Below are 24,578 nucleotides of genomic sequence, written 5' to 3' on the forward strand. Positions count from 1 at the left end.
AGAACCCGGTACGTCATTCCACAACCGGTTTTTTTGTGACAGGATGCATCTTGGGAGCTAGAGATCGTGATTCCTAGAATCCCCCCTTTTCCCGTCTTGTCTGCCACAGATATTCATTCAATTCCAAAGAAACTCCTATGGTGTCCGCATTTCAAAAAATACCCAAGAAATTATTGTAAAATTGTGTAAAAACAAAGATAACCAAAACAAAATTTTATATAATATTAAAATCAAGTGTGGTACATACAGTGTGATTCAGTGCTTAATAAATCTCCCGAAAGTGAATACCATGCATACTGAAGCAAACGAATCCGCTGTCTCCGAAGTAATCGGTGTTATTCTGATAGTTGCACTTACCGTGATCATGGCCGCAATCATTGCGGCATACGCCTTCGGGTGGATCCAGACGGTCCCGCTTTCCCGCACCGTTGTCATCACGGCCGACCAGCCCGGTGCAAATATTATGTATCTCACCTACCGGGGCGGACCCGACCATGCAAGTCTTGAATCCCTCACGATCCTGTGGCCCGATGGAACCACGCGGCAGACGATCACGAGTCCGAAGATTGGGGATGTCTACAATGCCATTAATGGCGCCGGTGCAAAGAATATTACTGCGGGCAGGGACCGCATCGTTGTCACGGGCCATTTCAAAGGCAATGTCGATCAGGTTGTCTTGGATACGTGGGTATAAGACCCGTGAACAGCGGGAAAAACCTTTTTCTCCAAACCATTTTTCCATGCGTGGAGCAGGAGTTGAACCTGCGAACGCCTGCGCGACGGGACCCTAAATCCCGCTCCTTTGACCGGACTCGGATATCCACGCGATACAGCTGATCCGCGGAGGGGTCGGTGCCCGGGTACGCCGGGTTGTCCCGTCCCACCTGCCGCTTCAGAATATTTTTGTCCGGCCGTAATAAGAGGGTATCGCGGGAAATGATCTACATATCGACCCGGGAAACCACGCCGTGGATCTTGTCGGACGGAAGCTTGTAGAACTGCACAACGGAAGGGGAGAGACGTTTGAACGCTGCGAAGATGCGCCAGATGACGTGGGTCGTGACAATGTCCTCCATGCCATAGAAGATGGTCTTCTCTTCGATTTCTGCTTCTCTCAGAATGGTGCCGATATCAACAATCTCCATATACCCCAGATAGATCTCGAAGATAGAGAGGCCTTTGGTTATCTCGCGGGTCACGCCCCATGTTACGCCAAACGGCTGTTCGGTCCGGATGATCGAGATGATGATATTATCGTCATAAACGATGTTGTTCGTGAACATGATGCGGGGGATATACTGGGGGAGCCTGCGGAAATCGCGGGCAAAGAAGAGTGCCGTGCCGGAGATGCGGTTGACCGACTGGTAAACCTCGTTGAACTTTGGCAGGAACTCGTCAAGGGGGATTGGCTGGAGCGCCTTTGCGAGCTTGTCCTGCCCCCTGACAAAGATCATGATGATGCAGAAGGGAATGAATGCGATAAGCAGCGAGATATAACCCCCGTAGGGTATCTTGTGGAAGGTTGCGAGCAGGAACATCAGGTTCACGCAGAGGATACCGGCTGCCATGGTCATTTTGATGATCTCGCCCCGGAACATCAGGATGAGCGTAATCATGGTACCGGTGATGGCCATGTCGCCTGCCACGGCCAGGCCGTAGGCAAGGGTGAGGTTGTTTGAGCTCCGGAAGATGACGATAACAAGCAGGACGGCACACAGCAGGAGCCAGTTCACGACATCGATATAGATCTGGGACCGGAGCTGGGGCGAGGTATACTCGATGCGGAGGAGCGGGAGGATACGGGTCGTTATGGCCTGGTATACGATGGAGAAGATTCCGGATATCATTGCCTGCGAGGCGATGACGGTTGCAGCAATGCTCAGCAGGAGGAACGGGATATAGAGCAGGTGCGCTTCGGACAGGACCATCTCGAAAAGGAGGTTTTTTGCACCGGGATGGGTCATGGCAAATGCCCCCTGCCCGAAATAGTTCAGGGCAAGAGCAATGAAAACGAGTCCCCATGCGTGGATGATCGGCTCCCTTCCCAGGTGCCCCATATCGGCATACAGGGCCTCGCTTCCCGTTGCACAGAGGATTACCGAGGAAAGGATGAGGAAACCCTCGAGACCATGTCCGAGGATATAATTGATGCCGAACAGCGGATTCACTGCAGCGAGGACGGACGGAGCCCCTGCAAGCGCAATCAGGCCGAATCCGCCAAGGGCGATGAACCACAGGACCATGACCGGGCCGAACGTCCAGGCAACCCGTTCCGTTCCCCGCGTCTGGAACGAAAAGAGGCAGATGGCGATAAGTCCGGCAAACATCATCAGGAATGTCTGGGGTGTCTGTTCGAATCCGGGGATCAAAAGGATTCCTTCCACCGCCGAGAGGATACTGATGGCTGGAGTGATGACACCATCGCCGATGAAAAGGGAGATCCCCACGATTGCGAGGAAGGAGATCAGGGCAACCTGGTTGCCGGATTTGAGGAGGGGCAGCAGTGTCTCCTTGAGAACGATGGTGCCGCCCTCACCTTTCTTCCCGATGTGCATGGCAAGGTAGGTGTATTCAACCGTGACAAGGATGGTGAGCGTCCAGAAGATCAACGAGAGAATCCCCATGACGTTCTCAGGGGTTGGCTGGATTAAAAGAAAGATGGCCGTGAGGGCATAGATGGGGCTCGTGCCGATATCGCCGAAAACAAGTCCCATGGACTTGACAACGCCCTGCATGGAGAATCTGGTGCCCGGCATTTGTTCATAACCTGTTATCAGAAACAGGGATAATGGTTTCCTTTTGGGGATGGTGCGGCGGGGCGTATGTTCCTGAGGAACGGTCGCATGAAGAAAGACAGGCTACAGCCATTCCTTGCGCCCGCTGGTATAGATACGGAAAGCATTGATCAGGAGCACCATCATCACCGGACCAAGGACGAACCCGGCCAGCCCCATGGTGAAGATACCGCCGAGGATCCCGATAAGCATAATGAACGCGCTGATCTTCACCCGCCTGCCGACAAGAACTGGCCGGACATAAATCTCAGGTACACAGGACACAATCAGGTACCCGAGAAAGAACGCAACAAATACGCCCCGGGTATCCCCCAGCGCAAGGGCGTACGCGCCGATCAGTACGAAGGTTGAAGACGAGCCGAGGATGGGGATGAGCTCGCAGAATGCGGCAAGGAATGAATAGAACAGGATATTACCATACCCGAGGATATAAAAGACCGGCAGGGCGATGAAGAAAGTGAGAGCGGCGATGGTGACCTGGACAACGTAGATGGCATACAGGGTATCGACCGTGACATCAGACAACCGGGTGATATAATCGCGGATGACCGGGGGCATGCGGGACAGGGACTTCATTTTCAGCCAGTCGCCGTGATAGAGCAGCGCGGAGAGAGAGAAGAAGAAGACAAACATCTTGAAAAGGATCAGGGAAAGGTTTGCAATCAGGGTCTTTTCATAATCCACAAAGAGGGCATTTCCCTGTGCAAGCATGGACGAGAGGGTCTCCTTGCTGAACGGTACCCCGTAGGACAGCGGGTTTGTGGACGGGTCATCAAGCCAGGAACCGATTGCAGAGAACATAGAGGAAAGTGTGCCGGCATTCGCCGAAAAGAGCAGGAGTGTCAGGTAACATGCGCCCAGGAATACAGCAAGGACAGTACCGGTAATAAGAGCAGCGGAGTACAGCGGCCGGACGCGGGCCGAGAGGCGGCGGTGCAGGGGTATCAGGACGATGGCCAGCGAACCGCCCAGAAGGACCATGTCCATCACCGACCAGAATACCATGATCGCGACGAGCATGAGAATGCCGAAGACGGCAAACGGCAGCAGGTCCGTATTTTTCAGCGCACGCATGGACAGAGAAATGTTATCCCGTGTCGGGATAAAAGGTGCGGGTAATCCTTACGCATCCGCAACGATACCCATAACACCATAAACCTCCAAATCCGGATGGGTAGCAGATGACGCGAATCGAGCATATCGCCATGATCGCGCATGACATGGGGCTCATCTTTGAGTTCCTCGGTATTGCTTCGCTCCTCCCGTTCCTCGTGCTGTTTGTTTTCTGGGAATGGGATCTCCTTCTGCCCATGGCGACAGCACCGCTCACGTTTCTTCTCCTTGGTTTTTTCATCTCCCACCTGCCGCACCGTGATGTCGAGCCCTCGTTCTCTATAACGATAAGTGCCGTTGCCCTTGCGTGGCTCGCCATCGCGTTCATAGGCGCTCTGCCGTTCGTGTACGGTCACGGGATGTCGTTTTCCGACGCTGTCTTTGAGGCAATGTCAGGCTGGACCGGAACGGGTTTTTCGATGATAACCTCACTCGACACGACACCGAAAACCCTCCTGTTCTGGCGCTCGCTCATGCACTGGGTCGGGGGGATCGGGATCATCGCGTTCGGCATGTCCCTGCACCGGAAGACACGGCTCTCGCTCTTCCGCCTGTACCGCGCCGAGGGCAGGGAGGAGGAACTGGTATCCGCCACAACATCGTCAGGCCGCCGCATGTGGATGATCTATACCGTCCTGACCCTTGCATTCACCGGCCTCATCATGCTCATAGGGATACCGCTGTGGGATTCCATTAACCTGGTGATGACAGCCATCGCCACGGGAGGATTCACCCTTCATGCCGGCGGGCTCCAGTATTACAACAACCCGATGCTCGAACTCCTCCTCATTCCGGTTATGCTGGCAGGCGCAGTCCCGTTCAAGATCTTCTTTTTCCTCTATCACGGGAGGGTCGGCCAGATGTTCCGGGACCGCATCTTCCGCGTCCTGTTGTTCATCGCTGTCATCGGGAGCCTCATTACCTCGCTCGATCTCTATATCTTCAGCAATATCGCGCCTGCCGAGGCATTCCGGCAGGGAACATTCACCGCAGTCTCCGGCCTCTGTACCTGCGGGCTGCAGAATTCCAGTCCCCATACATGGGCAATCATCCCCCTTGCCATTGTGTCGATGATGATGTTCATCGGAGGATCGATGGGCAGCGCGGCCGGGGGCGTCAAGGTCAACCGCATCCTCATGGCATACGAAGGGGGGAAGTGGTGGTTCCGCCGCTTCTTCGTGAGCAGCCGGGTAAACGTTCCCCTCCGGTTCGGCGGCAGGACCGTATCGAAAGAGATGTCGGAACTGGCAATCTCCAAGAATCTGCTCGTCATCGTCGTTTATGTCATGACGATCTTTCTTGCCACGATCGTCACCCTGCATCTGTACATCACAGCGTTCCGGCTGGAAGAGGTCATGTTCGAGCTGATCTCCGCGCTCAGCAACGTCGGCCTGAGCGTCGGGTTTATCACGCCGGCAAGCCCGGTAACCATCAAATGGCTCTTCACCCTCCTCATGTGGCTTGGCAGGCTCGAGATTGTCCCGGTTGTTATCATTGCGATGGGAATGGTGAAGGGGATCCAGGAGGATCTTGCCGGCACGTCCCCGCCCGGGCACCTGTGATGCAGAAGATCGGCTCATGATACGGTTTGCGGCTGAAGGGGAGACCTGTCCACCTCATCCTTAATCTGTGTTGAAGGCGAATAGGAATGGAATTATAGGAAGACCATGGCAGAGATCCGGATTGTCGGGACAGCGCATGTCTCGCAGCAGAGTGTGGACGAGGTCCGTGCAGCGATTGGGGAATATACCCCGGATGTTGTCGCGGTCGAACTGGACCCGGCGCGGTTGAACGCGCTCAAACGCAAAGCGGCCGATCCCTCTGTCAGGGATGTCCTCGAGGTCAGGAACTTCAATTCCCTGCTCGTCCAGTGGCTCCTCGCCTATCTCCAGCGCAAGATCGGGCTCGACGTGGGTGTCGAACCCGGGGCGGAGATGAAAGCGGCAATCGAGGAGGCCGAGAAACGGAATATCCCCGTTGCCCTTGTTGACAGGGACATCCGGGTCACGCTCCTGCGGTTCTGGAACTCGCTCGGTTTCATCGAGAAGATCAGGATGTTCTGGGCGCTGGTCATATCGATCGCCGAGATTGACAGCGGGCAGGAGATCGATATCGAGTCGCTCAAGCAGCAGGACGTCATCGATGTTGTCATGGAGGAGTTCCGGAAGTTCTCGCCCAACGGAGCCCGCGCGCTCATCGATGAGCGCGACGCGTTCATCGCGCACCAGCTCGTGCTCCTGAAGGCCCAGCGGCCGGAGGGAAGGATTCTTGCAGTGGTCGGTGCAGGCCACCGGCAGGGCATCTCCGGCTACCTCGATAACCCCGCAACCCTTCCCCCGTTCGATACGCTTGTCGGCGAGCCGCGGTCGCTGCCGTGGGGGAAGATCTTCGGGTTCGCGGTTACGGGCCTCTTTCTCTTCCTGCTTGCTGCGATCTGGTTTTCCGGGGTGGGGCTGGGTGTCCTCTTTGAGGCATTCCTGTTCTGGGTCATCATCCACGGCGTCCTCTCCGGTCTCTTCGTTCTGTTCGCCGGAGGTCACCCGTACTCGGCGCTCACCTGTTTCTGTGTTGCATGGATGACCTCCCTCAACCCGATGCTGCATGCCGGCTGGCTCGGGGCGTATGTCGAGGCCCGCGTACGGAAACCACCCCTGACCGATTTTCGGAAGATCTACGAAACCGAATCGATCCGGGAGATGGCGCAGATCCCGCTGTTCAAGGTGGTCCTTGTTGCCGCGCTCGGGAACCTTGGCAGCCTGCTTGGCACGATCCTGTATTTCATCTTCGTATTCCCGGTGCTCGGCATCGACCCGGGTGTTGTCATAACGAACGGGATCAACAACATGAGTGCATGGGCGGCGGGGCTGTTCTGACTGTTACTGGAGTTCACGGATCTCGCCGTCAATCCAGTCCTGGATGATGAGTTTCATCTCGTTTCTGCTCATCCCGGGCTGGTACCGGATACGAATCTCGACCTCCAGCAGATCGAGTGTTGGCTGGACGCAGGAAAAATAGGCCTCGTTGCAGGTGAATCCCCCGCTCTTTTCAAGACTGAGCATCACAAGTTCGTTAAGGTGCTCCATCTCGCCGGTCAGGTCGATGAGGTTCTCGAGAGTCAGGTTAACCGGCAGTTCTGTCCGGAACCCGTCATCAGGATCCGGTGGCGGCCGGGTATTCTGATCATTATCAGCGGGGTCGGGCATATCGTCACAACGGTGCAGCCAATCTGGCAGTCTCTGCCAGTATGGAACTGGTGGATGTACAGGCTCATTCCTTATCCGATTTATATGCTCCGGATACAATTTTACAGGGATCCTGGATCCTGTTGCGATGAGACCGCGGGTACCTGCCGTTCAAATACCCGGCTCTCTCAATTCTCATGACTGCGGGATTCGATTTCCCGGGGCCTGATGGCGTATGCAAATCAATCCTGTGTCGCAGGCGAAATATTCGTCAGGTCTCGCCCGGCAAAGAGTCCTGTGGATTCTTTTTATCATTCGGTCTGATGATTCTCAGGATTCTTGCCACCTCATTCCTGCCGGACCTGATGCCCCGGAGTGAGCCGGCGAAGAACAAACGGTCAGGATTGGCCGGAGAATTGAGGAAAACGTCGATTTAAGACAGGAGAAGAGAGCAAATCTTCAACCAGTTCACGGAGAGAATTTGTATCACGCTCATGCGGGTGCCTTCAATGACTGTTTTTACAGGACCTGCTCCAGCTCTGACTTGCCTTACCGGGGCCTTACGCGGGGTTTTACCATAATCCATTTAGTCCCCCAACATTTTTTTACGGTAAATCGATCTCCGGAAAAAAATTTTCAACCGACCCCTCAGCTCCCGCCCGCAATTTTTCAATCGGGATCCGATTGACTGGCCGGATCACTCACGCCGGAGATGGAAAAAAGTTGTTAAGTACGCTCTTAGTCAGTCAAGTACATACCCGGTAATCGGGACCATTACAGACACCATCTTTTCGCGATTGATACGGCCATGAATCCGGTAAGGATCAGAACGAAGTGACTTCCACTGTACGTGTGTGAACACAATCAGTTCATGCCCGGTTCTTCAGAGCCAATGTATACATTCATCATACTGCAGGTCTCCATCTGCCGGAACAAGGTTTATCACATGTCCGGACTCTCATAAAGGTAGGAAATAAATCCGCGTGATGGCATGTCCGGCTCAGCACTCCTTGTGATCGAAGGGCTCTGGTGGACACCGGAGCAGAACCCGAAACGCCCGTCGGTACTCTCGTTTCTCGAAGGACTCGAGAGTTACAGCGGGGACTTCAATATCTATTATGCGAACTTTTACGAGAAGACCGGATTCCGGAGGGCGCTCGAGGACGACCTGACCAACACCCGCGAGGACCGTCTCTTCCTCTATATCGCAGCCCACGGGACCGGGAAGCGTATCGGAGGGCTGAAATCCCGGACCGGTATGAAGATCCCTGCCATGTTCAAGGCGGTCAAGGATGCGGGGAACTACTCGAACATCGAGGGCGTCCTGATCGGTTCCTGCAGCGTTGGCAACAATATCAACGACTTCATATCCACGACAAAGAACTCTTCCATTGCGTGGATCTTCGGCTATACGTGCGAGATCGGGTGGATGGCAAGCACGCTCATCGATATCTCCATCTTTGAGCACCTGATGAACCTGAAAAAGACCCAGCTCCGTGACCGGAAGAAGATCATCGGTGCGTTCGCAAAAGCTCTCCGCCGTTTCAACGGGGATTACCCGCTCTGCAGGGGGAAGGACAACAGCGTGCTCCTGAAAGATGCCATCACGCTCGTTGTCCAGCCGCGGGGGCCCAGGGAGAAGGCACAGGATGAGACTGCTGCACTTCTCGCAAAGCTTGGCTGGAAAAGCAGACGATCAAAATAAGGCTTCGGAGATTTCCTCCAGAAGTATGGTGTCAGATTTGGATTGAGTTGTGGGCACCCGGAGTCTGTCGCGGGATGCCTCCCCCGGTAAGTGAGTGGGTCATCCTCGCAATTCCACTGAATGTGTCATAGGAATGGATTTCTCCAGAGCCTCAAAACAGTGTTGTTATTTCCCGTCCCGCTGCGGTATCAGGATGTACGGGGTGATGGTGGCAGCAATCCTGGCAATATCCATGGACTGGAGAACGACCTTTCCCGGGCCGGTCAGCGTTGTTACGAACAGTCCTTCGCCCCCGAAGAGAGCAGTCGTTATCCCGCCCGCGAGCGCGATATCGTAGCTTACGGTGTCCTCGAATCCCACGACAAGGCCCGTCTGCACCTTGACGACCTCCCCGTCCTTCAGGTCCAGCTCGATGATATCCCCGCAGCAGTGGAGGAAGGCTGTACCGTCACCGGTCATCCGCTGGAGGATGAATCCCTCGCCCCCGAGCAGGCCTGCCCTGAGTTTTTTCGTGAACGCGATGTCAAGGGTGACGGGTTCCTCGCAGCAGAGGAACGAACTCTTCTGGGCGATGAAATCTTTTCCCGCCGAGATCCTGACCGGGAAGATCCTGCCGGTCATCGTCCCGGCAAATGAGACAAAACCGGCCCCGCCTGCAGGTGTAAACCGGGTAAGGAAGAGGCTTTCGCCGGTTACGGCACGTTTCAGGCCGGCAATAAGGCCTCCCTTGAGCTGGGCTTCCATTCCCATGTTTCCGCTCATGTTCACCATGGATCCTGCCTCGGCAAATATCCCCTCGCCCGGCTGCAGATCTATCTTTGCCATCTGCTGGTTGTCGCCAATGATCTCGTACTTCATGGTTTTCCGTACCGGTTTTCGGCAGGTGAGGAGAAATGCGTTGCGGGCTTTATGTCCTTCAGGGATACCACGCGGAATCATGCTGTACCCCGTAATCAGGTATATCCATGCAGGTACCGCCGTCAGTTTTCGTCGATAAAACAAGCATTAACAATAACGTATAGCGGACATATTTTGTTAAGACAGAGCGCGTTTTTACGACAGAGATCCAAAAAAATCTGATTCCGGGCTCAATCCATTGAGAAAAAACAGAATTATATTTCCTCTCTTTTTAAACCTGTAATTTTGGAAGATTACAAGGCCGCAAATATTTCTGCATATGCAGAACGGAAAGGGGTGGTCGTTATGACCGGGGGGTGCGGCACGGTCCGGATAATCGCGGGATCCGCTGGATCGATTCTGCGCGCTTTCACGTCGATGATAATCATCGTATGTGGATTTATAGCGGTTATAATCATCGGAACTCCTCTCCACACGCGCAGAATGGCAAACGGGCAGCGTATTGAGCCGCAATAAGGGAGCCCTTTTTATAGTCGAGAGCAATACGGAGGAGTATATAGGAGTGGAACGATGAGCAGAGAACCGCAGATGACAACAGTAAGGATCCCGCCGGCGCTCCGAAAGAAGGCGCATGCCGTCGGGCTCAATGTGTCCCAAGTCTGCCGGAAGGCGATAAAGGATGCCGTATCGAGGATGGAGCAGAAAAAAGATGTTGCCGGGGCGACTACCGCCAAGCAGACCGCCCAGACAACTGACGGAACCCACGATGATATGCGAGGTGAGCACGTCGTATGATAGTATCTATTTCTGACGGGAAAGACCTTTCTATCAGCCCCCGGGCCCGGAAGATCGTCGACGCCCTGACCGGCGGCGAGCCACTGACTCAGGGGCAGTACCGTAGTTGTATCAAGGAACTCGCCCGGCTGGAACCCGTCGATCGCGCTGAGGCTATGGTAGCCATCAGCCGCGAGATGGATCCGGAGATGTATTGGCGATTCTCTAATGATTATAACTTATTTCTCCGACGGGGGAGGCTGCCGTGAGCGTCATCGAAGATCCGCCCAAAGTGCCGGAGAAATACAAGGGGCTCCTGCATGGCCGCCTGTGTGCTCCGCGTGTCGGGCACTACCCGCCGCCTGTTTGTATCGAAGAGGAGTGCTCCTCGTTTGAGACGTGCTTATTCAGTTTGGTTCAATCGCTTTTTGCCCTGAACGAGGAGGAGGAAGACAAGCACCCGGAAGAGACACCCGAGATCCGGGGGCAGGAGATCGGCCAGCGCAGAGGACTGGTGTTCGGCTCGACCTTCCGGGATCCGTGCGGGAGGGGCGAGACATGAGATATGACTCCTTCATCCCAATTGATCTGCGAACGATCGACCGAAAATACGAAGCTGGCGAGATCGATTTGATTGAATATACCGCCCTGAAAAAGTTATACGCTGCTACCAGCCGGTCCGGCGGCCACACGCTGCCGAAATTCCGGACGAATCCCGGGCCGTGGAAACCGCCGGCTGTGAAGCCGTTCCTCCGGATCGCGGACGGGTATATCACCACTCACCGTATCATGTGGACCTGCCCGAAGTGCGGGATGCCATCTGTGATCCCACTGCCCGCCGATATCGTTCCCGGGCTCACCGAGCAGTCAGATTGCCAGAATACGAATTGCCAGATCCCGACACGGATCACCGTCCGGGGGTATCTGCGCGGGAGAACCTGATGACGGACACGGACGCGGCACCGGCAGCAGCAGCGCCGGAGATTGAGCAGGCCGAGATCTCACCGGAGCACCTGATCTTCTACATCGAAAATGCCGATGAGAAGATCGACGCCGATACAATGGATGCGTGTCTCCTCTACCTTGGGATGTATATACTCATCCCGGCCGAGCCGCCGCACATCGCAGAAGGAACCGTGCCGGTTAAGGATCCCTACAGGGAATGGAAGATCGTCGTACCGGGTCGGCTCCGGGACCAGACACTCACCGCCCTTGATGCGCTCGCCGACGTGAACGATCCCCCGTTCGTATTCGTTCGGGGCCGGAACCTCTGCCGGGTAGGATATACGCGGGACGGGATCCCGTATATTGAAGAGCTCAACGAGCCGGCCCTGCGCGGAATCATAGAGAGGTGTTGCGATACCGTGCAGATGATCCGGGGCGGGCTGGAAGAGAAACCGATCCCGCCGCCGAAAGAAGTGATCCTTGATATCCTGAATTCCCCGCAGTGGGGGGAAACTATCCACCCCATCACGGGGATAGCCGAATGTCCGACGATCAATCTCATGGACGGATCGATACGAGAGGATCAGGGATACGATCCCGCAACAGGTTTCTATTACGCGCCGCCGCCGGGGTTTATGAGCCCGCAGATCCCGGACCATCCGACGAAAGCGGATGTTCGGGCAGCGGTGGATCTCCTCCGGGAAATCTTCTGCGATTTCCCGTTTACCGACGAGGCAAGCCGGACCAACACGATCGCCACACTGATCAGCGCCGCTATACGGCCGACGATAGACGGGCTGGTGCCGATGTTCATCCTCTCAAAAAATCAAGCCGGCACCGGCGCCGGGCTGGTCACGTCCTGTATATCGCTGGTAGTTACAGGCAAGCCCGCGTCGATCGTCACCGCTCCGGACCATGACGAAGAGTGGCGAAAGCGGATCACCGCCCTGCTCAGTACCGGCCGGACACTCGCCCTGATTGATAACGTCGAAGATAGGATCCGGGCGCCTAGCCTCGCAGCGGTCCTGACTGCCCGGCAGTGGGAGGATCGGGAGCTCGGTAGATCCCGGACGGTATCATATCGGCACACGATGACGTGGATCACCACCGGCAACAATATCCAGCTCGGCGGCGATCTCGGACGAAGGTGCTACATGGCATACATGCGGAGCAATAGCGCCCGGCCGTGGCAGCGGGAGAAACAGTGGAGGCACCCGCACTTGGAGAGGTGGGTGCTGGAAAACAGGAGCCGGATCCTCTCCGCTATCCTTACCATCGTTCGATCATGGGTACTTGCCGGGCGGCCGACGCCGAGCGCAGCGGTGCCGAAGGTAGGAGGGTTTGAGCGATGGCGGGACACCATCGGAGGGATCTGTGAACATGCCGGACTTCCGGAGTTCCTTTGGAACTTGGAAAGCATGTATGATAGCGTCGATGAGGAGAGCCGGCAGTGGGAGGCGTTCTTCTCGCGCTGGTATGAGATATGGCACTCGCGGCCGATCACAGTGGCGGACCTCCAAGCTCAGATGATGCGTGAGGAGGACTCGCTCAATGTAGCATCCGGATCAGACCGGCTCGCGGACTGTCTGCCGGACTTCCTTTCAGATGCCCTGCACGGGAAAAAGAGTTTTTCCCGGGTGCTCGGCCGGGCGCTGGCAAAACAGAACGGCCGGCATTTTGTGAGCGGGCTGGTCTTTGGGAGGGGGGATGAGTCTCATGGTGTCGCCACTTGGAAACTGCATATGCAGAAAGATCAGGGGGGTTATTGAAATGATATTTTTACGCCTGACCGGGGGGTTAGGGGGGTTATGCCTCCTCCGGGACTCCAGCGCAAAAATCATACCCCTTGTACAGTACAGGGCCGGGGGCCACGGGCAAACCCCCCTAACCCCCCGCACCGTCGTAGATCACAAAACACATAACCCCCCCATAACCCCCCGGGGGAATCTACCTTCATATGCAGATCGGAAATTTCCCGCATCTGTTAATGAAGATGATACTCATCCTCATCAGTGGGGGGAGGGGGGTGCACAATGAGTCGCAGCACAACTACCAAGTCCAAGCGGCAGAAGGCCCGTGCATCCAACCGGGCACCCACCCATGAGGAAGAGATCCCGGTATCGGACCCTGTGACCGGGTGGAGGCGGCGGCATACGTGTGGCGAGCGCATCCCATACAGGTCCGTAGGTAAGATCCGGTGCCGGCGATGCCATCTCATCATAGATTTGAGCCTGCCATACTGTGATCGCTGCTGGAAAACGTTCGCCACGCAGTCAGCATTAGATATCCACAGACATTTTGGATGCGAACCAGCGCAGGAGCGACACTCATGACCACAAGCATGAGCAGCGGCGACCGAAGCCAAGTCCGAAAAAAAATTTTTTTCTGGCCGATTTTTGGTTTGAATTATGACCCCCCCCGGGGGGGTGATCCCCTATTATGACCCCTACCGGCGAGCGCGAATTTTTGCCGAATTCGTTTTTTTCAGATGATTATCAGAAAAAAATGGTAGAGTTCGTGAAAAATTCCGATGTCCCAAAAAAGCCAAAAAGCGCTCCCGTCACTCGGACTGAGAAGATCACGATCGAGCATCACTCTGACGAAATCTCCCCTCTCCTCGCCGATGCGGACCGCTTGATCGGTTGGTTGTGCGAGAGCGCACCCACCACAGTAAGATGGGAGGACATACCGGAGGAGATCCGGACCGGATCTTTGGCGCAGTCCACCGTATCGGCGATAATTTGGAAACTCGGCAGGCACCGGCCGAAAAAAAAGCCGTCCCCGTTCATCGTCGTGTATGGGAAATGGATCTCTCACCTCTACGGAGAGGACCGGGTTTATCTGAACCGTCAGGGGATCTACCTCCCGCTACCGCCGGATGGTTTGCCGCCGGACTCAATCCGATGGATCGTCGTTCGATCGGCGGTGATCGAATATTGGGTCCGCGAACCGATCCCAGACGGGACCGCGCCGAACATCGACAGCATCCTGCCTAACCTTGGGCTACCGCCAGAAAACCCCTAACCCTCTTCCTTTCCCTATTCTGATTGATTATAATGATGATAATCATAATCAGAACGTTCTAGGCCGTCCAATCTGCATATGCAGGCAGTAAATCCGTGCAAACGTCTAAATATCTCCAAAATCCACTCCATCATGATGATGAAATCCTGCCGATGTAAGCGATGCGGATATACTTGGCTCCCAAGAACGCCGCACCCCGTGAAATGCCCGCGCTGCTGCTCCTTCAGATACGCGCAGGCACCCCGGCGCCGGCGGAGGAAGGCGGTGAGGCGGCGATGAGCGAGCGCGAGCACATGAGCGTCAAGGAGCTGAGCGCATACGTCGGGCTCGCGCTGGTGTTTCTCGCCGTGGCGATGTGCGTGAGCGCCTGCACGGAGCAGGCCGGCGAGAGCGGCGATCCGATCGTCACGCTCTGTTGCGCCTGCATCAACGACAGCCCGGCCGCCCCGCTCGCCGTCGCAGATAACGAGAGCGGGAATCTTTCTGCATATGCAGAAAGGTTGGACAATAGCAGTGTGCAGCTCGCAGCATGGGAAGCCATGATCGTCGAAGATATTGCCGAAAGGAAAGCCGAACAAGACGCCTTTTTCGGGGTGTGAAATGCCTGAATATTACCGCGACGCTCGGACGGGCGCGACAACGACAAAGCCATATTCGACCGACATTTACGGTAACATGTACAAAAACCAATCCCTGTCTCTTGGGGAGAGTCCCGGGAGTACTGCACGCGTCCCACTGAATACAAGTTCTGGGGGTCAAGTACAAGTCCAGCAGAAGTATTACGATGCGCTTGGAGGCTCGTATGGATATCAGGCCATGCAGGAAGCCCGGCGGGTTGTTGGGGGGATGACCGGGAGAGGCATCGGAAGTACACCAGACACCCCAACCCCAAAACAACCCTCGATAATATCACCCGATGTAGTTCGCGCCGATATCGCCGAGCGGAAAGCCGAGCAGGACAGGTTTTTCAATCCAATCACAAACCCCGGTGCAGTCAGATCTGCCATCGCCGAGCAAAAAGCGGAACAGGACAGGTTCTTTTCACGCCCTCAAAAAAACAAAGCCCTTGATTACTACAATCCAGTTGATGCAGCGAATGGTGTGGTCCGTCGCTTCTATACGCCGGAAGGACGATACGCACAACAGCAACTCGAAAACGTGAAGGTCGGAGTCAGTGAGAGCGGCGAGCTTGCGTACTATGAACGGCTCGGACGGAACGAAGCCGGCGCGCAGCGGATGGCTCGCAATCCGGATACCGGTGCGTTAGAACCGTTTATCCTCTTCGGGGGTGCAGGTCGGAACGCCGGACAGTCCGGAATGTTCGGGTTTGCGGCCGCAACCCCGGCCGTGTATGGTCGTGGTCGTGTGCAGGAGGGAGTGGCCGGGCTTGTCACTCCGACCGTAGCAGCCCCGGAGCTTGCGGAAAGCAGACTCACAGGTGAGGAAGTTCTCCGGATCGTTGCCGGTGGAAACGCCGGGCAATATGATATTCGTGACTACCTCGCTAGGCTCGGCAGCGAAGCATACGGCGGGGTTGTTCAGTTCAGCGACGGCCGCACGCTCGGCGGCATCACATATGAGAACCGCGAAAACCGGGCAGGATGGAACCTTGCCCGATACCTCGATCCTCTGGCGGTAAACCGGGGTAAAGCGGATCTCCCTGGTGCCAACATCCCTTGGAGTGTCGGGGAAAGCACACAACCGATTTTCTTCATGGATAAGGGTACAAAATCCGGAGAGAGTGCTCCCGCGTTTGGGGTGTCTTCACAGATGCCCGCGTACTTCCCGGCGTTCGGAGTGCGGAACGATTTCACGGGGCTTGGTCCTCGTACAGAATCTCCCCGGCTCGTTCTCAGTGCCCGGCCACTCGCGTTCGGCGATATCCTTTCGGTGAAAGGCGCGGAAAACCTCGGCAGAAACGGCCGGCTTGTCGGATCAAAAATCGTGGCGGGATGCGCGAACATGATCAAGGCGGCAGATGCGCCGTTCGCCAACGTATCGAAACCAGCGCCGGCGGTGTCGGGCGGGGATATACAATCAGGCAGCGCACCCACCGCAACACCCCGCCAAATGTCTTGGTTCGGAGAGATCCAGAAGGGAATCGCAGGAATCCCGATCCTCGGCGGATTCTATGAGGCGGGCCGGCGGGTCAATCCCCAAACAATAGAGGGGATACAGGGATTCGTCACGAAGGCACCGATCCTTTCCAATATTGCGAAAGGTGGGGGGGTCTTCGGAGCGATGAAGGAATACGAGTTTGCCGCATCAGTCATCTCTCCGTCATATAAAAAAATGGCAGCGGGATACAATGAGCGGGTACTCCAGTATGAGAAAGATCTCTCAAAGTATTCCCTCTCTCCTACAACAGATGGATATAACGCCCTTTTATCTCAGAAACTCTCGCTGGATTCTGAGTATGCGGGTCTTTCCGTGGCGCGCTCACCGATCGACGTTGCGGAAATGCGATATAAGTCATTAGCCGCTGAGTTTGTAGGGGCCGAACCAAATGAGAAGATGGCGACCTATGGGATCGCTTCCCCTCTCCTGACCATCGGGAAAGCATACCGGGAAGGGCTTGTTGCCCCGGTTGAAAAGTCAATCGGGAAAGGGATCATCCAGTCCGCTGCTCTGGGTTTCATATCCGTTCCCGGTGCCATTCCCGAAACGATCGGTATGTCAATTGTCGGGGGAGAGCGGACCGCTAAGACCATTTGGAACTTCCCGGGCCTTGCCGCCGCCGGCGGTGCCATGACTGTTGATTCTTTTGTACAGGATCCAGTCAAGTTCAGTACTGCGCTCATCGGAACATACGGACTCTTCCGGGCTGGTGGAATCCTCACACAGAAAGGGATTGGACTTGCTAGGACTGCTGGCAAGGAGTATGTACCACTGGAAACCATCGGATACGGACCTGAAGGCCGATATCCCCTGAACCCGATCCAATCTGGCAAATTGCTCGCGAAGTCATTCAAGGAAGGGATCCTCTATCCCACTCCAAAGACGATGGCAGAGGGAGATCTGGCGGTGCCTTACCTGCATGGGCGCGGAGGACACCCCATAGCACGGCTCCCCAACGCCCGGGCAGGTGAGATAACCCTTTGGAACGCTTTGGAAAGTTCGTCAAGAACAAGGGGAGTCTCCATCGGAGAATCCTATATCCTTGAAACGTCTGGGGGATCGGAAGTCCGTGGAATTTATAACGCGCCAATTCTGGAATCATACTTCCTGAAGGTTGGAAACAAACCGCAGATGGTTGGATTTGAACTTCCATTCAAGACGCCAACGGCGTATTCAACGATTGTACAGGGATTGGAAAGCGTTCCAAAATCCATACGGAAAACCACTTTCGGCGGCGATTGGACACGTCTGAATGAATGGGTTGCAAAGAGATCCCGATCCGTTCCCGCCGGTCAGGGGTATATGCCTCTCCTGAAAGCAGAGTATGAAGCCGTAATCCCGGACTTTTCAATAGTGGAGATCACCGGTAGAAAATATTACACGAAGATCGGAGGATTCGGAAAATCTCACTTCGGGGGAACCCGTATCCCAATCGTCGAACAACGATCGATCGGGTACGATGTGATCGGATCATCGAAGAACGCTAAAACACCTGCATCGCGGGTAATGCCGGACTACTACCGGCCATCAGCAAAGATCGGGGGATATTCTCTCACAGCAGCTTCCGCACTTAGTACGGGATATGGGATATTCTCTCGAAGTGGAATACTTTCCACCAAAAGCCAAATTCAAGGTTCTGGCTCGCTTGCCCGCTCTGGTGATACCCGAGCCATTCGCTCTTCGAATAGACCATTCTCCGAAGCATCCTCAAGAACCAGATTTTCCAGCTCCATCGTGGGTGCGTCCAGCGCATTGACATACAGTGAACTGTACCTCCAGCCCCAAAAAAGTATCTCAAAATCCGCTACTACATACCGTGCACTATCTAGTGCAATGACAAGCGCCCGTCTGTCAAGTGCGATATATAAGAGCTCATCGCTCGTAGGACTCCCAAAATATTCCCTACCATATACCGCGAAATATCCGACATCAAAAACCCCACGGTCCCCCCATTCCCCACCTTTATTCCCGGTCCCGATAGAATTACCTCCCTTCCTTCCCTCACTCGGCGGGGGCGGCGGGGATCTCCGGCGGCAGCGGTATAGGAGATACACCGAATTGTTCCGGCCGGCGTTCGGGCGGCTCACGGCCGTACTCTTCGGCTCCCCGAAGAGGGCGGCACCGGCCCGGAAGAAAAAGCATAGGAGGGCACGCCGATGAGCCGGAGCCCGATTTTCCTGTTTCTGGTCCTCCTGCTACTTCTTGTTGCGGGAACGGCGATAGTCGCCGGGCTCCTTTCAAATCCTCCGAACGCTGAGGCGTATCTCAACGAGTCATCGACGTTCAATCAATCGCAGAACTACATATCACCGATGATACAGCAGGCGCCCAACTACATGATCCCGGCGGTCCTCATCACTCTGGCGCTTGCCCTGATCGCCGTTCTGTGGATGGTCGGGAGGAAAACACGATGAGAATCAACACGGAAGAGGCGAGCGCCGGCGGACTCGCAGGGCTTTTCCTAGTGTTCGTCGTCAGCGCGATCGTGATCATACTGGTTGCGCCGGTCGTAGACTGGATCAATTTCACGAACAACGCCATGATCGGATCGCCCGGTCTGCCGATGAGTCAGGACCGGCTCACAACGATGAATCTACTCTGTATGGTCGCGTTCCCGTCGATGGCGATCATGATCCTGCTGGCGGCGGGCATAAACTATTGGACGGAATGCATCAGAGATCAATCGGGTGAGGTGTAAAAATGGCAAGTTTTAACGAATTTTTTGGGAGCGCGTTTTTCCTGATCATCAATACGGTGATCCTCATCGTAGTGACATTCACAGCAGGAACGATCCTTGACTGGCTTGCAGTCTGGGTAGCGAGTCAGCCGAAAGGTCTTCTCTCGGCGGTCCCCGTCATGCACTCGTTTGCAACATTCTACGGAATGATCGTGCTGATAGAAATCGGCCTTTTCGTTCAGTTATATCTGACAACGATCAAACGCACGAGTTACAGTACGGGCGAGAGCGATTTCTGATCCTTTTCCTTCCTAGAACCCTCCCGTTTCCTTCCTGCATATGCAGATAGGAAAAGACCCGCGATAACAAAGCCTCATATAACGATTCTGTGGCCGTTTCTCAGGTCCGATCGCACAATCACCCATCAGATCGAAATCTCGCAAGCAGCCGCAGCGGGCACCGGGCCGGGACCGCACCGGACCGGGCGGGACAATAGTAGAAAGCGGGACTTTGGAAACTTTGGAAAATCCCGATCCGGGTCTTTGTAAAAAATGTGTGTATCCACTTACTTTTTCCGGTCGGGCTTGAGCTTGCCGGTCGGATCTGCGATATCTGCCATGTGTGCGAGTTGTACAAAGAGCCCGTCCATCATTGTTTTGAGCTTCTGGTTTTCTTCCCGGAGTGTGCGGATATCGTCCTGCACCGGCCCGATATCTTCCATCTTCTGACGAAGATCGGCATTCTCCCGGCGGAGCTCTTCTATTTCGGCGGATCTCCCGGTTGCTCCGGATATTGAGAGGAGCGGTTCGGCCTGCCGGTATACCTCCTCGATCTCAGCATCAGGGCGTCCGGTATATGCCCCGCCGTACTGGTCACTGTGCCCCATCAACATCTCAGCAACATCCTTATTCACGGAGGCGACCTGAACAGAAAAGAAGTTCCTGAGCCGGTGGATGTTAAGCCGGGTCCGGTTTGTTCTCTCATCTTTATTCATTAATCCTGCATCTCGAAGAACCCCATCCCATAATTCATAGACCACGGTTTCGCTGATCGGGAACATCGCGTCTTTATCGTGGCTTGCCTCCTTTCCAAGGTTCCGGGCTTTCTTCTCAGCGACCGCCCGATACTTCGGAATAACCTTCCGCCACTCATCCAGCGCGGCCTCGGCCTCCCGGCTGATGTAGACCTTACGGGAATTGCCGGTCTTGCTCTCTGCGATGAACAGCGATGCAGGGCGCTCCGGATACTTTAGCCGGTCGGGGATGTTGAGATCCCGCCATTTCAGGTTAAGGGCTTCCCCCAGCCGGATCCCGCTGGATGCAAGGACCAGAACGAAAGCACGAAACCGGGCGTCTCCGTGTGCGAGTATTTCCCCTATGGTCTTGCGATCGAAGTATTCAAAGTTCGTACGCCTGCCGCCTTTCGGTTTCAACCGCTTTGCATCGTCACGGATTTTATCGGGGATCACGATATCGTGGAACTTCATCCACTCACGGACAGCGATGTACCGGGTGTGCGCCGTCTTGGGTGCGACCTTCTTCTCATCCATCTTTTTTACAAATAAGAAGAAATCCCGCGCTTTGTCCCGTTTGCCGGTCAGGTAGTCCCGGGCGAATTGCTCATACTGCTGAAATTCATCCGTCGTGCAATTGAATCCCCGCATCCGCTTTCCGTTGATGAAATCCAGAAATTCAAGAACCCCGCAACGGTAGATATATCCCGTTGCTTTTCGATACCGTTCTAAGAACATGCTGATAGGAGGGTCAGTGTCCTGTTGTGTTTCTGGTGCTTGTGGTGACATACAAGATAATGGATGGGTTAAAACATAAAGTTTCCCGCTATTAGTTTTGTGAAACAAGCATTAATACCTTAACACAACCAAAATTGTGCAGATGCCAGAGTCACACCTTCCCGGCGGTCCGACCCAGGACGAAATCATGGCGGTCTCCCTGTTCAAACTCGGACTGTGCCCGGCTGACACGGTCCTCGAGATCGGCTGCGGCACCGGCAGGGTCTCGGTTGCTATGGCAAAACAGGCAAAGATGCTGTATGCGGTTGACCGGCGACCGGAGGCAATAGCAACGGCAACACTGACCGCCCGGAAGGCCGGTGTCTCCAACATCGGTTATTCCTGTACTGATGCATCAGAGTTCCTGAAGAGCGGCCGGATCTATGACTGTGCATTTCTTGGCGGGACAAAGAACATTGCGGAGATACTTCCGGTGCTGGTAAAGAACGTGCGCCGGACCATCGTCATCAACGCGGTTATGGTGAGCACGCTCGAATGTGCAGTGGCATCCCTGAAGGAACTCGGGGTCTTTACCGAGGTCGTGCAGGTGCAGGTCTCGCGATCGCACGATATTGGCGGCAGTATCATGTTCCGGCCAATCGATCCTGTATTCATCATTGTTGCCCGGGGTGCTGCATGCTCATAGGCCTCGGTCTCGGACCGGGAAACCCGGAACTCCTGACCCTTCGCGCCGTCCGCCTCCTCAATGAGGCAGATGCTGTCTTTGTCCCGGGAAGGATCGCCCGGGACCTTGTCGCCCCGTACCGCGAACCGGTGGTGCTCGATTTCCCGATGACGGACGACGAGAAGCAGATCCAGCAGTGTCTCGAAGAGAATGCAAAAAAGATTGTGCCGGTTGCCGAAGACGGGCTGGCAGTCTTCGGGATTCTGGGGGACCCGAACTTCTTCTCGACCTTCTCGCGGCTCTGTGCGGTCATCGAGAAGACCTGCCCGGGCATCGAATACCGGACCGAACCCGGCATCAGCTCCATCACGGCATTCGCGGCAGCTGCAGGAATCCCGGTCAACGAGGGATTCATGGTCTCTGACGGAACCCTCTCCGACACGCGAATCCTCCTGAAAGTCCGCAGGCCGAAGGAACGGGCAGACCAGCTCCGGTCCGAGGGGTACCGGCAGTTCGTGCTGGTCGAGCGGATGTTCTTCCCTGACATGCAGGTATACCGGGACAACGACCTTCCCGATACAAGCGATTACATGAGCGTGATGTATGCCCGGAAATGATCGTGAGCAGGTTGTCTGGTTCGTAGGTGCCGGCCCGGGCGACCCGGATCTGATCACGGTCAGGGGAAGGGCCCTGCTTGACCGGGCCGATGTCCTCCTGTATGCCGGATCGCTGGTCAATCCCGCTCTCGTTGCATCGAGCCCCGCTCCCGAGAAAGTGGACAGCTGGGGCATGCACCTTGACGAGATCGTGAACCTCATGGCGGACCGGACAGCGAAGGGAAAGACCGTGGTCCGGCTTCACTCCGGGGATCCGGCACTCTATGGTTCGATCGTCGAACAGATCGCGGATCTCGAGAAACGGGGTATTGCCGTCCGCATCGTCCCGGGCGTATCATCGGTATTTGCCGCAGCAGCAGCACTCACCACTGAATATACGCCCAGGGGCGTATCAGAGACCCTGATCGTCACCCGTCCGGCAGGAAAGACACTCGAAGCAGATCACATTGCCGGGCTCTCGCAGTTCCCTGCAACCATGGCCTTCTTCCTTGGCAGCGATCATTTCTCTGATATAACAAAAAAACTGAGCTGCCCTCCCGACACTCCCGCAGCCGTGGTCTTCCACGCCTCCTGGCCTGACCAGCAGGTGATCACGGGAACGGTTGCAGACATTGCACAGAAAGCAAAGGATGCAGGTATCACCCGTTCGGCCCTTCTCATTGTCGGCAGGGCTGTCCAGGGTACCCGCTCCGGGTACAAGCGATCGCATCTTTACTCATGACCGACACAGTTGTCATTGCACTCCCGTATTTCCTGGCAGATGCCGGGAAGGTCGCGTCGTTTCTTGGTGCAGAAGTTGCAGAATTTACTCCGGAAATTTTCCCGGAGGCATTCCGGAGCAGAAAACGGATTGTTGCGCTGATGTCGATGGGGATTGTTGTCCGGAAAATTGCACCGCTGATACGTGACAAGTGGACGGATCCAGCGGTCGTTGTCATCAGCCCGGATTTCCGGTATGCGGTGCCGGTCCTCGGGGGGCATCACGGTGCCAATGACCTTGTTAAGGAGCTCACCGGCCTGGGTCTTATACCAGTCATCACGACAGCTACAGAATCGCGGGGCAGGGACTCGGTCGAGTCGGTCGCGGATCGGACCGGCACGGATGTTATCAACCGCGATTCCACCCGGTCCGTGAATGCAGCACTTCTTGAACGGGATCTGCCGATCCATTCCATCGGGGGACCGTCCATGGTCATTGCGGGCCCCGATGTATCCATCCTTGTGAGGAGAGGCACATACTCGATCGGGATCGGGTGCCGGAAAGGTACCGGAGAGGAAGAGATCAAACAGGCCGTCCTTTCGGCATTGTCCGAAAACGGTATTTCCATATCTGACGTGTTTATCTATGCCACGACCGATAAAAAACTGCACGAAACAGGACTGGTCGCCGCGGTCGGTGCCCTGTCTGGCAATTTAATATTCCTTGACGATGAAACCATAAACGCACAGACCGGAACCGGGCCGTCGCGGGCATCGAAGATCGGTCTCCTTGGCGTTGCAGCGCCCTGCGCACTTGCAACGTCGAGGTATAAAGAGCTCATCATGGAAAAGAAAGTGTACGGGAGAGTCACGGTTGCCATCGCACGCTGAAATAGGGAAGGGGAGCCTCGCCATTGTCGGCCTTGGCCCGGGAAAACGGGAGTACATGACGGTCCGGGCGCTCAAGGTGATCGCTGCTTCCGATGTTGTTATCGGTCATTCAAGTTATCTCGAGCCCCTCAAACCCCTTCTTGATGGCAAGAAGGTCATCTCCGGTTCCATGGGAAAAGAGGTTGAGCGGGCACAGGAGGCGGTTGACCTTGCCCGGACCCGCAACGTCGCGATCGTGTCAGGAGGCGATGCAGGTGTATACGGCATGGCAAGCATCGTTCTTGAGGTCCTTGAACATTCCGCTGAAACGATTGACGTGGAGATCATCCCGGGGGTGACTGCAGCCAATGCCGCTGCATCGCGGGCAGGCTCGCCTCTTTCCGGGGACTTTGCCGTAATCAGCCTTTCCGATCTCCTTACTCCGCTGGAGATTATCGAGAAGCGGCTGGATGCATTCTTCTCCGCAGGCATCCCGGTTGTTCTGTACAACCCGCGGAGCAGGGGCCGGCCGCATAATTTTGCCATTGCCGTGGACCATGCCCGGAAATACCTTCCCGGTACTGCACCGGTCGCCATCGTGCAGAATGCCCTCCGGGATGACGAGAATACCATCATCACGACACTGGCAGAGATCGAAGGACATTACAAGGATGTTGATATGCATACTACGGTAATCATTGGCGGGAGCGAGAGCAGGATCTGGAGGAGGGGAGACGATGTCAAAGGAATCATCACGCCGCGGGGATACCACCGCAAGTACGTTTAT

24 protein-coding genes, 1 tRNA gene and 1 pseudogene are annotated in these 24,578 nt (G+C 55.6%); 20 read left to right on the forward strand and 6 right to left on the reverse strand.

The annotated features are described in order from the left end of the window. The first annotated feature begins 289 nt into the window (after positions 1-289). Positions 290-694: a type IV pilin gene (locus tag A4E33_RS03465; RefSeq protein WP_292346294.1), complete on the forward strand. Its 405-nt coding sequence runs from the start codon at positions 290-292 to the stop codon at positions 692-694. 47 nt (positions 695-741) lie between these two features. On the opposite strand, the gene A4E33_RS03470 is transcribed toward A4E33_RS03465, so the two are convergent. The 3 genes from A4E33_RS03470 to A4E33_RS03480 form a co-directional block, all read right to left on the reverse strand. Further along, positions 742-826: transfer RNA gene (locus A4E33_RS03470), tRNA-Leu, on the reverse strand. A 115-nt stretch (positions 827-941) separates the two neighbouring features. Next, positions 942-2,756, reverse strand: a complete 1,815-nt coding sequence (locus tag A4E33_RS03475; RefSeq protein ID WP_292346295.1) for a KUP/HAK/KT family potassium transporter — start codon at positions 2,754-2,756, stop codon at positions 942-944. A 102-nt stretch (positions 2,757-2,858) separates the two neighbouring features. Beyond that, complete coding sequence (locus A4E33_RS03480) at positions 2,859-3,869, reverse strand: AI-2E family transporter (protein WP_292346296.1); 1,011 nt, start codon at positions 3,867-3,869, stop codon at positions 2,859-2,861. A gap of 107 nt (positions 3,870-3,976) precedes the next feature. On the opposite strand from A4E33_RS03480, the gene A4E33_RS03485 reads away from it, so the two are divergent. Then, entirely contained in the window at positions 3,977-5,470 is a 1,494-nt protein-coding gene (locus tag A4E33_RS03485) for a TrkH family potassium uptake protein (protein WP_292346297.1), read from the forward strand. A gap of 99 nt (positions 5,471-5,569) precedes the next feature. Next, positions 5,570-6,781 (forward strand): annotated as a pseudogene (locus A4E33_RS03490) (TraB/GumN family protein); the annotation flags it as partial. 3 nt (positions 6,782-6,784) lie between these two features. On the opposite strand, the gene A4E33_RS03495 reads toward A4E33_RS03490, so the two are convergent. Further along, a complete protein-coding gene (locus tag A4E33_RS03495) occupies positions 6,785-7,111 on the reverse strand; it encodes a hypothetical protein (protein WP_292346298.1) in 327 nt (108 codons plus the stop codon). A 970-nt stretch (positions 7,112-8,081) separates the two neighbouring features. Between A4E33_RS03495 and A4E33_RS03500 the strand changes: the two genes are divergently transcribed. Then, positions 8,082-8,795, forward strand: coding sequence for a hypothetical protein (locus A4E33_RS03500; RefSeq protein ID WP_292346299.1), 714 nt, complete (start codon positions 8,082-8,084; stop codon positions 8,793-8,795). A gap of 165 nt (positions 8,796-8,960) precedes the next feature. Here A4E33_RS03500 and A4E33_RS03505 read toward each other — a convergent pair whose 3' ends face one another. Further along, entirely contained in the window at positions 8,961-9,653 is a 693-nt protein-coding gene (locus tag A4E33_RS03505; protein ID WP_292346300.1) for a TIGR00266 family protein, read from the reverse strand. Positions 9,654-10,223: 570 nt separating this feature from the next. Between A4E33_RS03505 and A4E33_RS03510 the strand changes: the two genes are divergently transcribed. The 11 genes from A4E33_RS03510 to A4E33_RS03560 all read left to right on the forward strand — a co-directional run bounded on the left by A4E33_RS03510 (position 10,224) and on the right by A4E33_RS03560 (position 19,490). Next, positions 10,224-10,448: a type II toxin-antitoxin system CcdA family antitoxin gene (locus tag A4E33_RS03510; protein ID WP_292346301.1), complete on the forward strand. Its 225-nt coding sequence runs from the start codon at positions 10,224-10,226 to the stop codon at positions 10,446-10,448. Next, positions 10,445-10,696, forward strand: a complete 252-nt coding sequence (locus tag A4E33_RS03515; protein ID WP_292346302.1) for a hypothetical protein — start codon at positions 10,445-10,447, stop codon at positions 10,694-10,696. The genes A4E33_RS03510 and A4E33_RS03515 overlap by 4 nt, the downstream gene beginning before the upstream one ends. Next, a complete protein-coding gene (locus tag A4E33_RS03520) occupies positions 10,693-10,989 on the forward strand; it encodes a hypothetical protein (RefSeq protein WP_292346303.1) in 297 nt (98 codons plus the stop codon). The genes A4E33_RS03515 and A4E33_RS03520 overlap by 4 nt, the downstream gene beginning before the upstream one ends. Then, the gene (locus tag A4E33_RS03525; protein ID WP_292346304.1) at positions 10,986-11,369 is read left to right on the forward strand and encodes a hypothetical protein; all 384 of its coding nucleotides are present in this window, start codon (positions 10,986-10,988) and stop codon (positions 11,367-11,369) included. Before A4E33_RS03520 ends, A4E33_RS03525 begins: the two co-directional genes overlap by 4 nt. Next, positions 11,369-13,141 (forward strand): hypothetical protein, encoded by a 1,773-nt coding sequence (locus tag A4E33_RS03530; RefSeq protein ID WP_292346305.1) that lies wholly within the window; start codon positions 11,369-11,371, stop codon positions 13,139-13,141. The genes A4E33_RS03525 and A4E33_RS03530 overlap by 1 nt, the downstream gene beginning before the upstream one ends. A gap of 670 nt (positions 13,142-13,811) precedes the next feature. Beyond that, complete coding sequence (locus A4E33_RS03535; protein ID WP_292346306.1) at positions 13,812-14,396, forward strand: hypothetical protein; 585 nt, start codon at positions 13,812-13,814, stop codon at positions 14,394-14,396. Positions 14,397-14,569: 173 nt separating this feature from the next. Further along, positions 14,570-14,995 carry a hypothetical protein gene (locus A4E33_RS03540; RefSeq protein ID WP_292346307.1) on the forward strand — a complete coding sequence of 142 codons (426 nt, stop codon included), beginning with the start codon at positions 14,570-14,572 and terminating at the stop codon, positions 14,993-14,995. Position 14,996: 1 nt separating this feature from the next. Then, the gene (locus A4E33_RS03545; protein WP_292346308.1) at positions 14,997-18,674 is read left to right on the forward strand and encodes a hypothetical protein; all 3,678 of its coding nucleotides are present in this window, start codon (positions 14,997-14,999) and stop codon (positions 18,672-18,674) included. After that, on the forward strand, positions 18,671-18,928 hold the full coding sequence (locus A4E33_RS03550; RefSeq protein ID WP_292346309.1) for a hypothetical protein: 258 nt from the start codon (positions 18,671-18,673) through the stop codon (positions 18,926-18,928). Before A4E33_RS03545 ends, A4E33_RS03550 begins: the two co-directional genes overlap by 4 nt. Then, on the forward strand, positions 18,925-19,212 hold the full coding sequence (locus A4E33_RS03555) for a hypothetical protein (RefSeq protein WP_292346310.1): 288 nt from the start codon (positions 18,925-18,927) through the stop codon (positions 19,210-19,212). The genes A4E33_RS03550 and A4E33_RS03555 overlap by 4 nt, the downstream gene beginning before the upstream one ends. Before the next feature lie 2 nt (positions 19,213-19,214). Beyond that, positions 19,215-19,490: a hypothetical protein gene (locus A4E33_RS03560; RefSeq protein ID WP_292346311.1), complete on the forward strand. Its 276-nt coding sequence runs from the start codon at positions 19,215-19,217 to the stop codon at positions 19,488-19,490. 266 nt (positions 19,491-19,756) lie between these two features. On the opposite strand, the gene A4E33_RS03565 is transcribed toward A4E33_RS03560, so the two are convergent. Then, positions 19,757-20,992 carry a tyrosine-type recombinase/integrase gene (locus tag A4E33_RS03565; protein ID WP_292346312.1) on the reverse strand — a complete coding sequence of 412 codons (1,236 nt, stop codon included), beginning with the start codon at positions 20,990-20,992 and terminating at the stop codon, positions 19,757-19,759. A 91-nt stretch (positions 20,993-21,083) separates the two neighbouring features. Between A4E33_RS03565 and A4E33_RS03570 the strand changes: the two genes are divergently transcribed. The 5 genes from A4E33_RS03570 to cobJ form a co-directional block, all read left to right on the forward strand. After that, a complete protein-coding gene (locus tag A4E33_RS03570) occupies positions 21,084-21,626 on the forward strand; it encodes a methyltransferase domain-containing protein (RefSeq protein ID WP_292346313.1) in 543 nt (180 codons plus the stop codon). After that, on the forward strand, positions 21,617-22,222 hold the full coding sequence (locus tag A4E33_RS03575; RefSeq protein ID WP_292346314.1) for a cobalt-factor II C(20)-methyltransferase: 606 nt from the start codon (positions 21,617-21,619) through the stop codon (positions 22,220-22,222). The genes A4E33_RS03570 and A4E33_RS03575 overlap by 10 nt, the downstream gene beginning before the upstream one ends. Next, a complete protein-coding gene (locus A4E33_RS03580) occupies positions 22,209-22,943 on the forward strand; it encodes a cobalt-precorrin-4/precorrin-4 C(11)-methyltransferase (protein WP_292346315.1) in 735 nt (244 codons plus the stop codon). The genes A4E33_RS03575 and A4E33_RS03580 overlap by 14 nt, the downstream gene beginning before the upstream one ends. Further along, positions 22,940-23,812 (forward strand): cobalt-precorrin 5A hydrolase, encoded by an 873-nt coding sequence (gene cbiG / locus A4E33_RS03585; protein ID WP_292346316.1) that lies wholly within the window; start codon positions 22,940-22,942, stop codon positions 23,810-23,812. Before A4E33_RS03580 ends, cbiG begins: the two co-directional genes overlap by 4 nt. Continuing rightward, on the forward strand, positions 23,796-24,578 hold a 783-nt coding region (gene cobJ / locus A4E33_RS03590; protein WP_292346317.1), incomplete at its 3' end, for a precorrin-3B C(17)-methyltransferase. The genes cbiG and cobJ, both read left to right, overlap by 17 nt.

The organism is Methanoregula sp. PtaB.Bin085 (assembly GCF_002067035.1).
GTDB lineage: Archaea > Halobacteriota > Methanomicrobia > Methanomicrobiales > Methanospirillaceae > Methanoregula.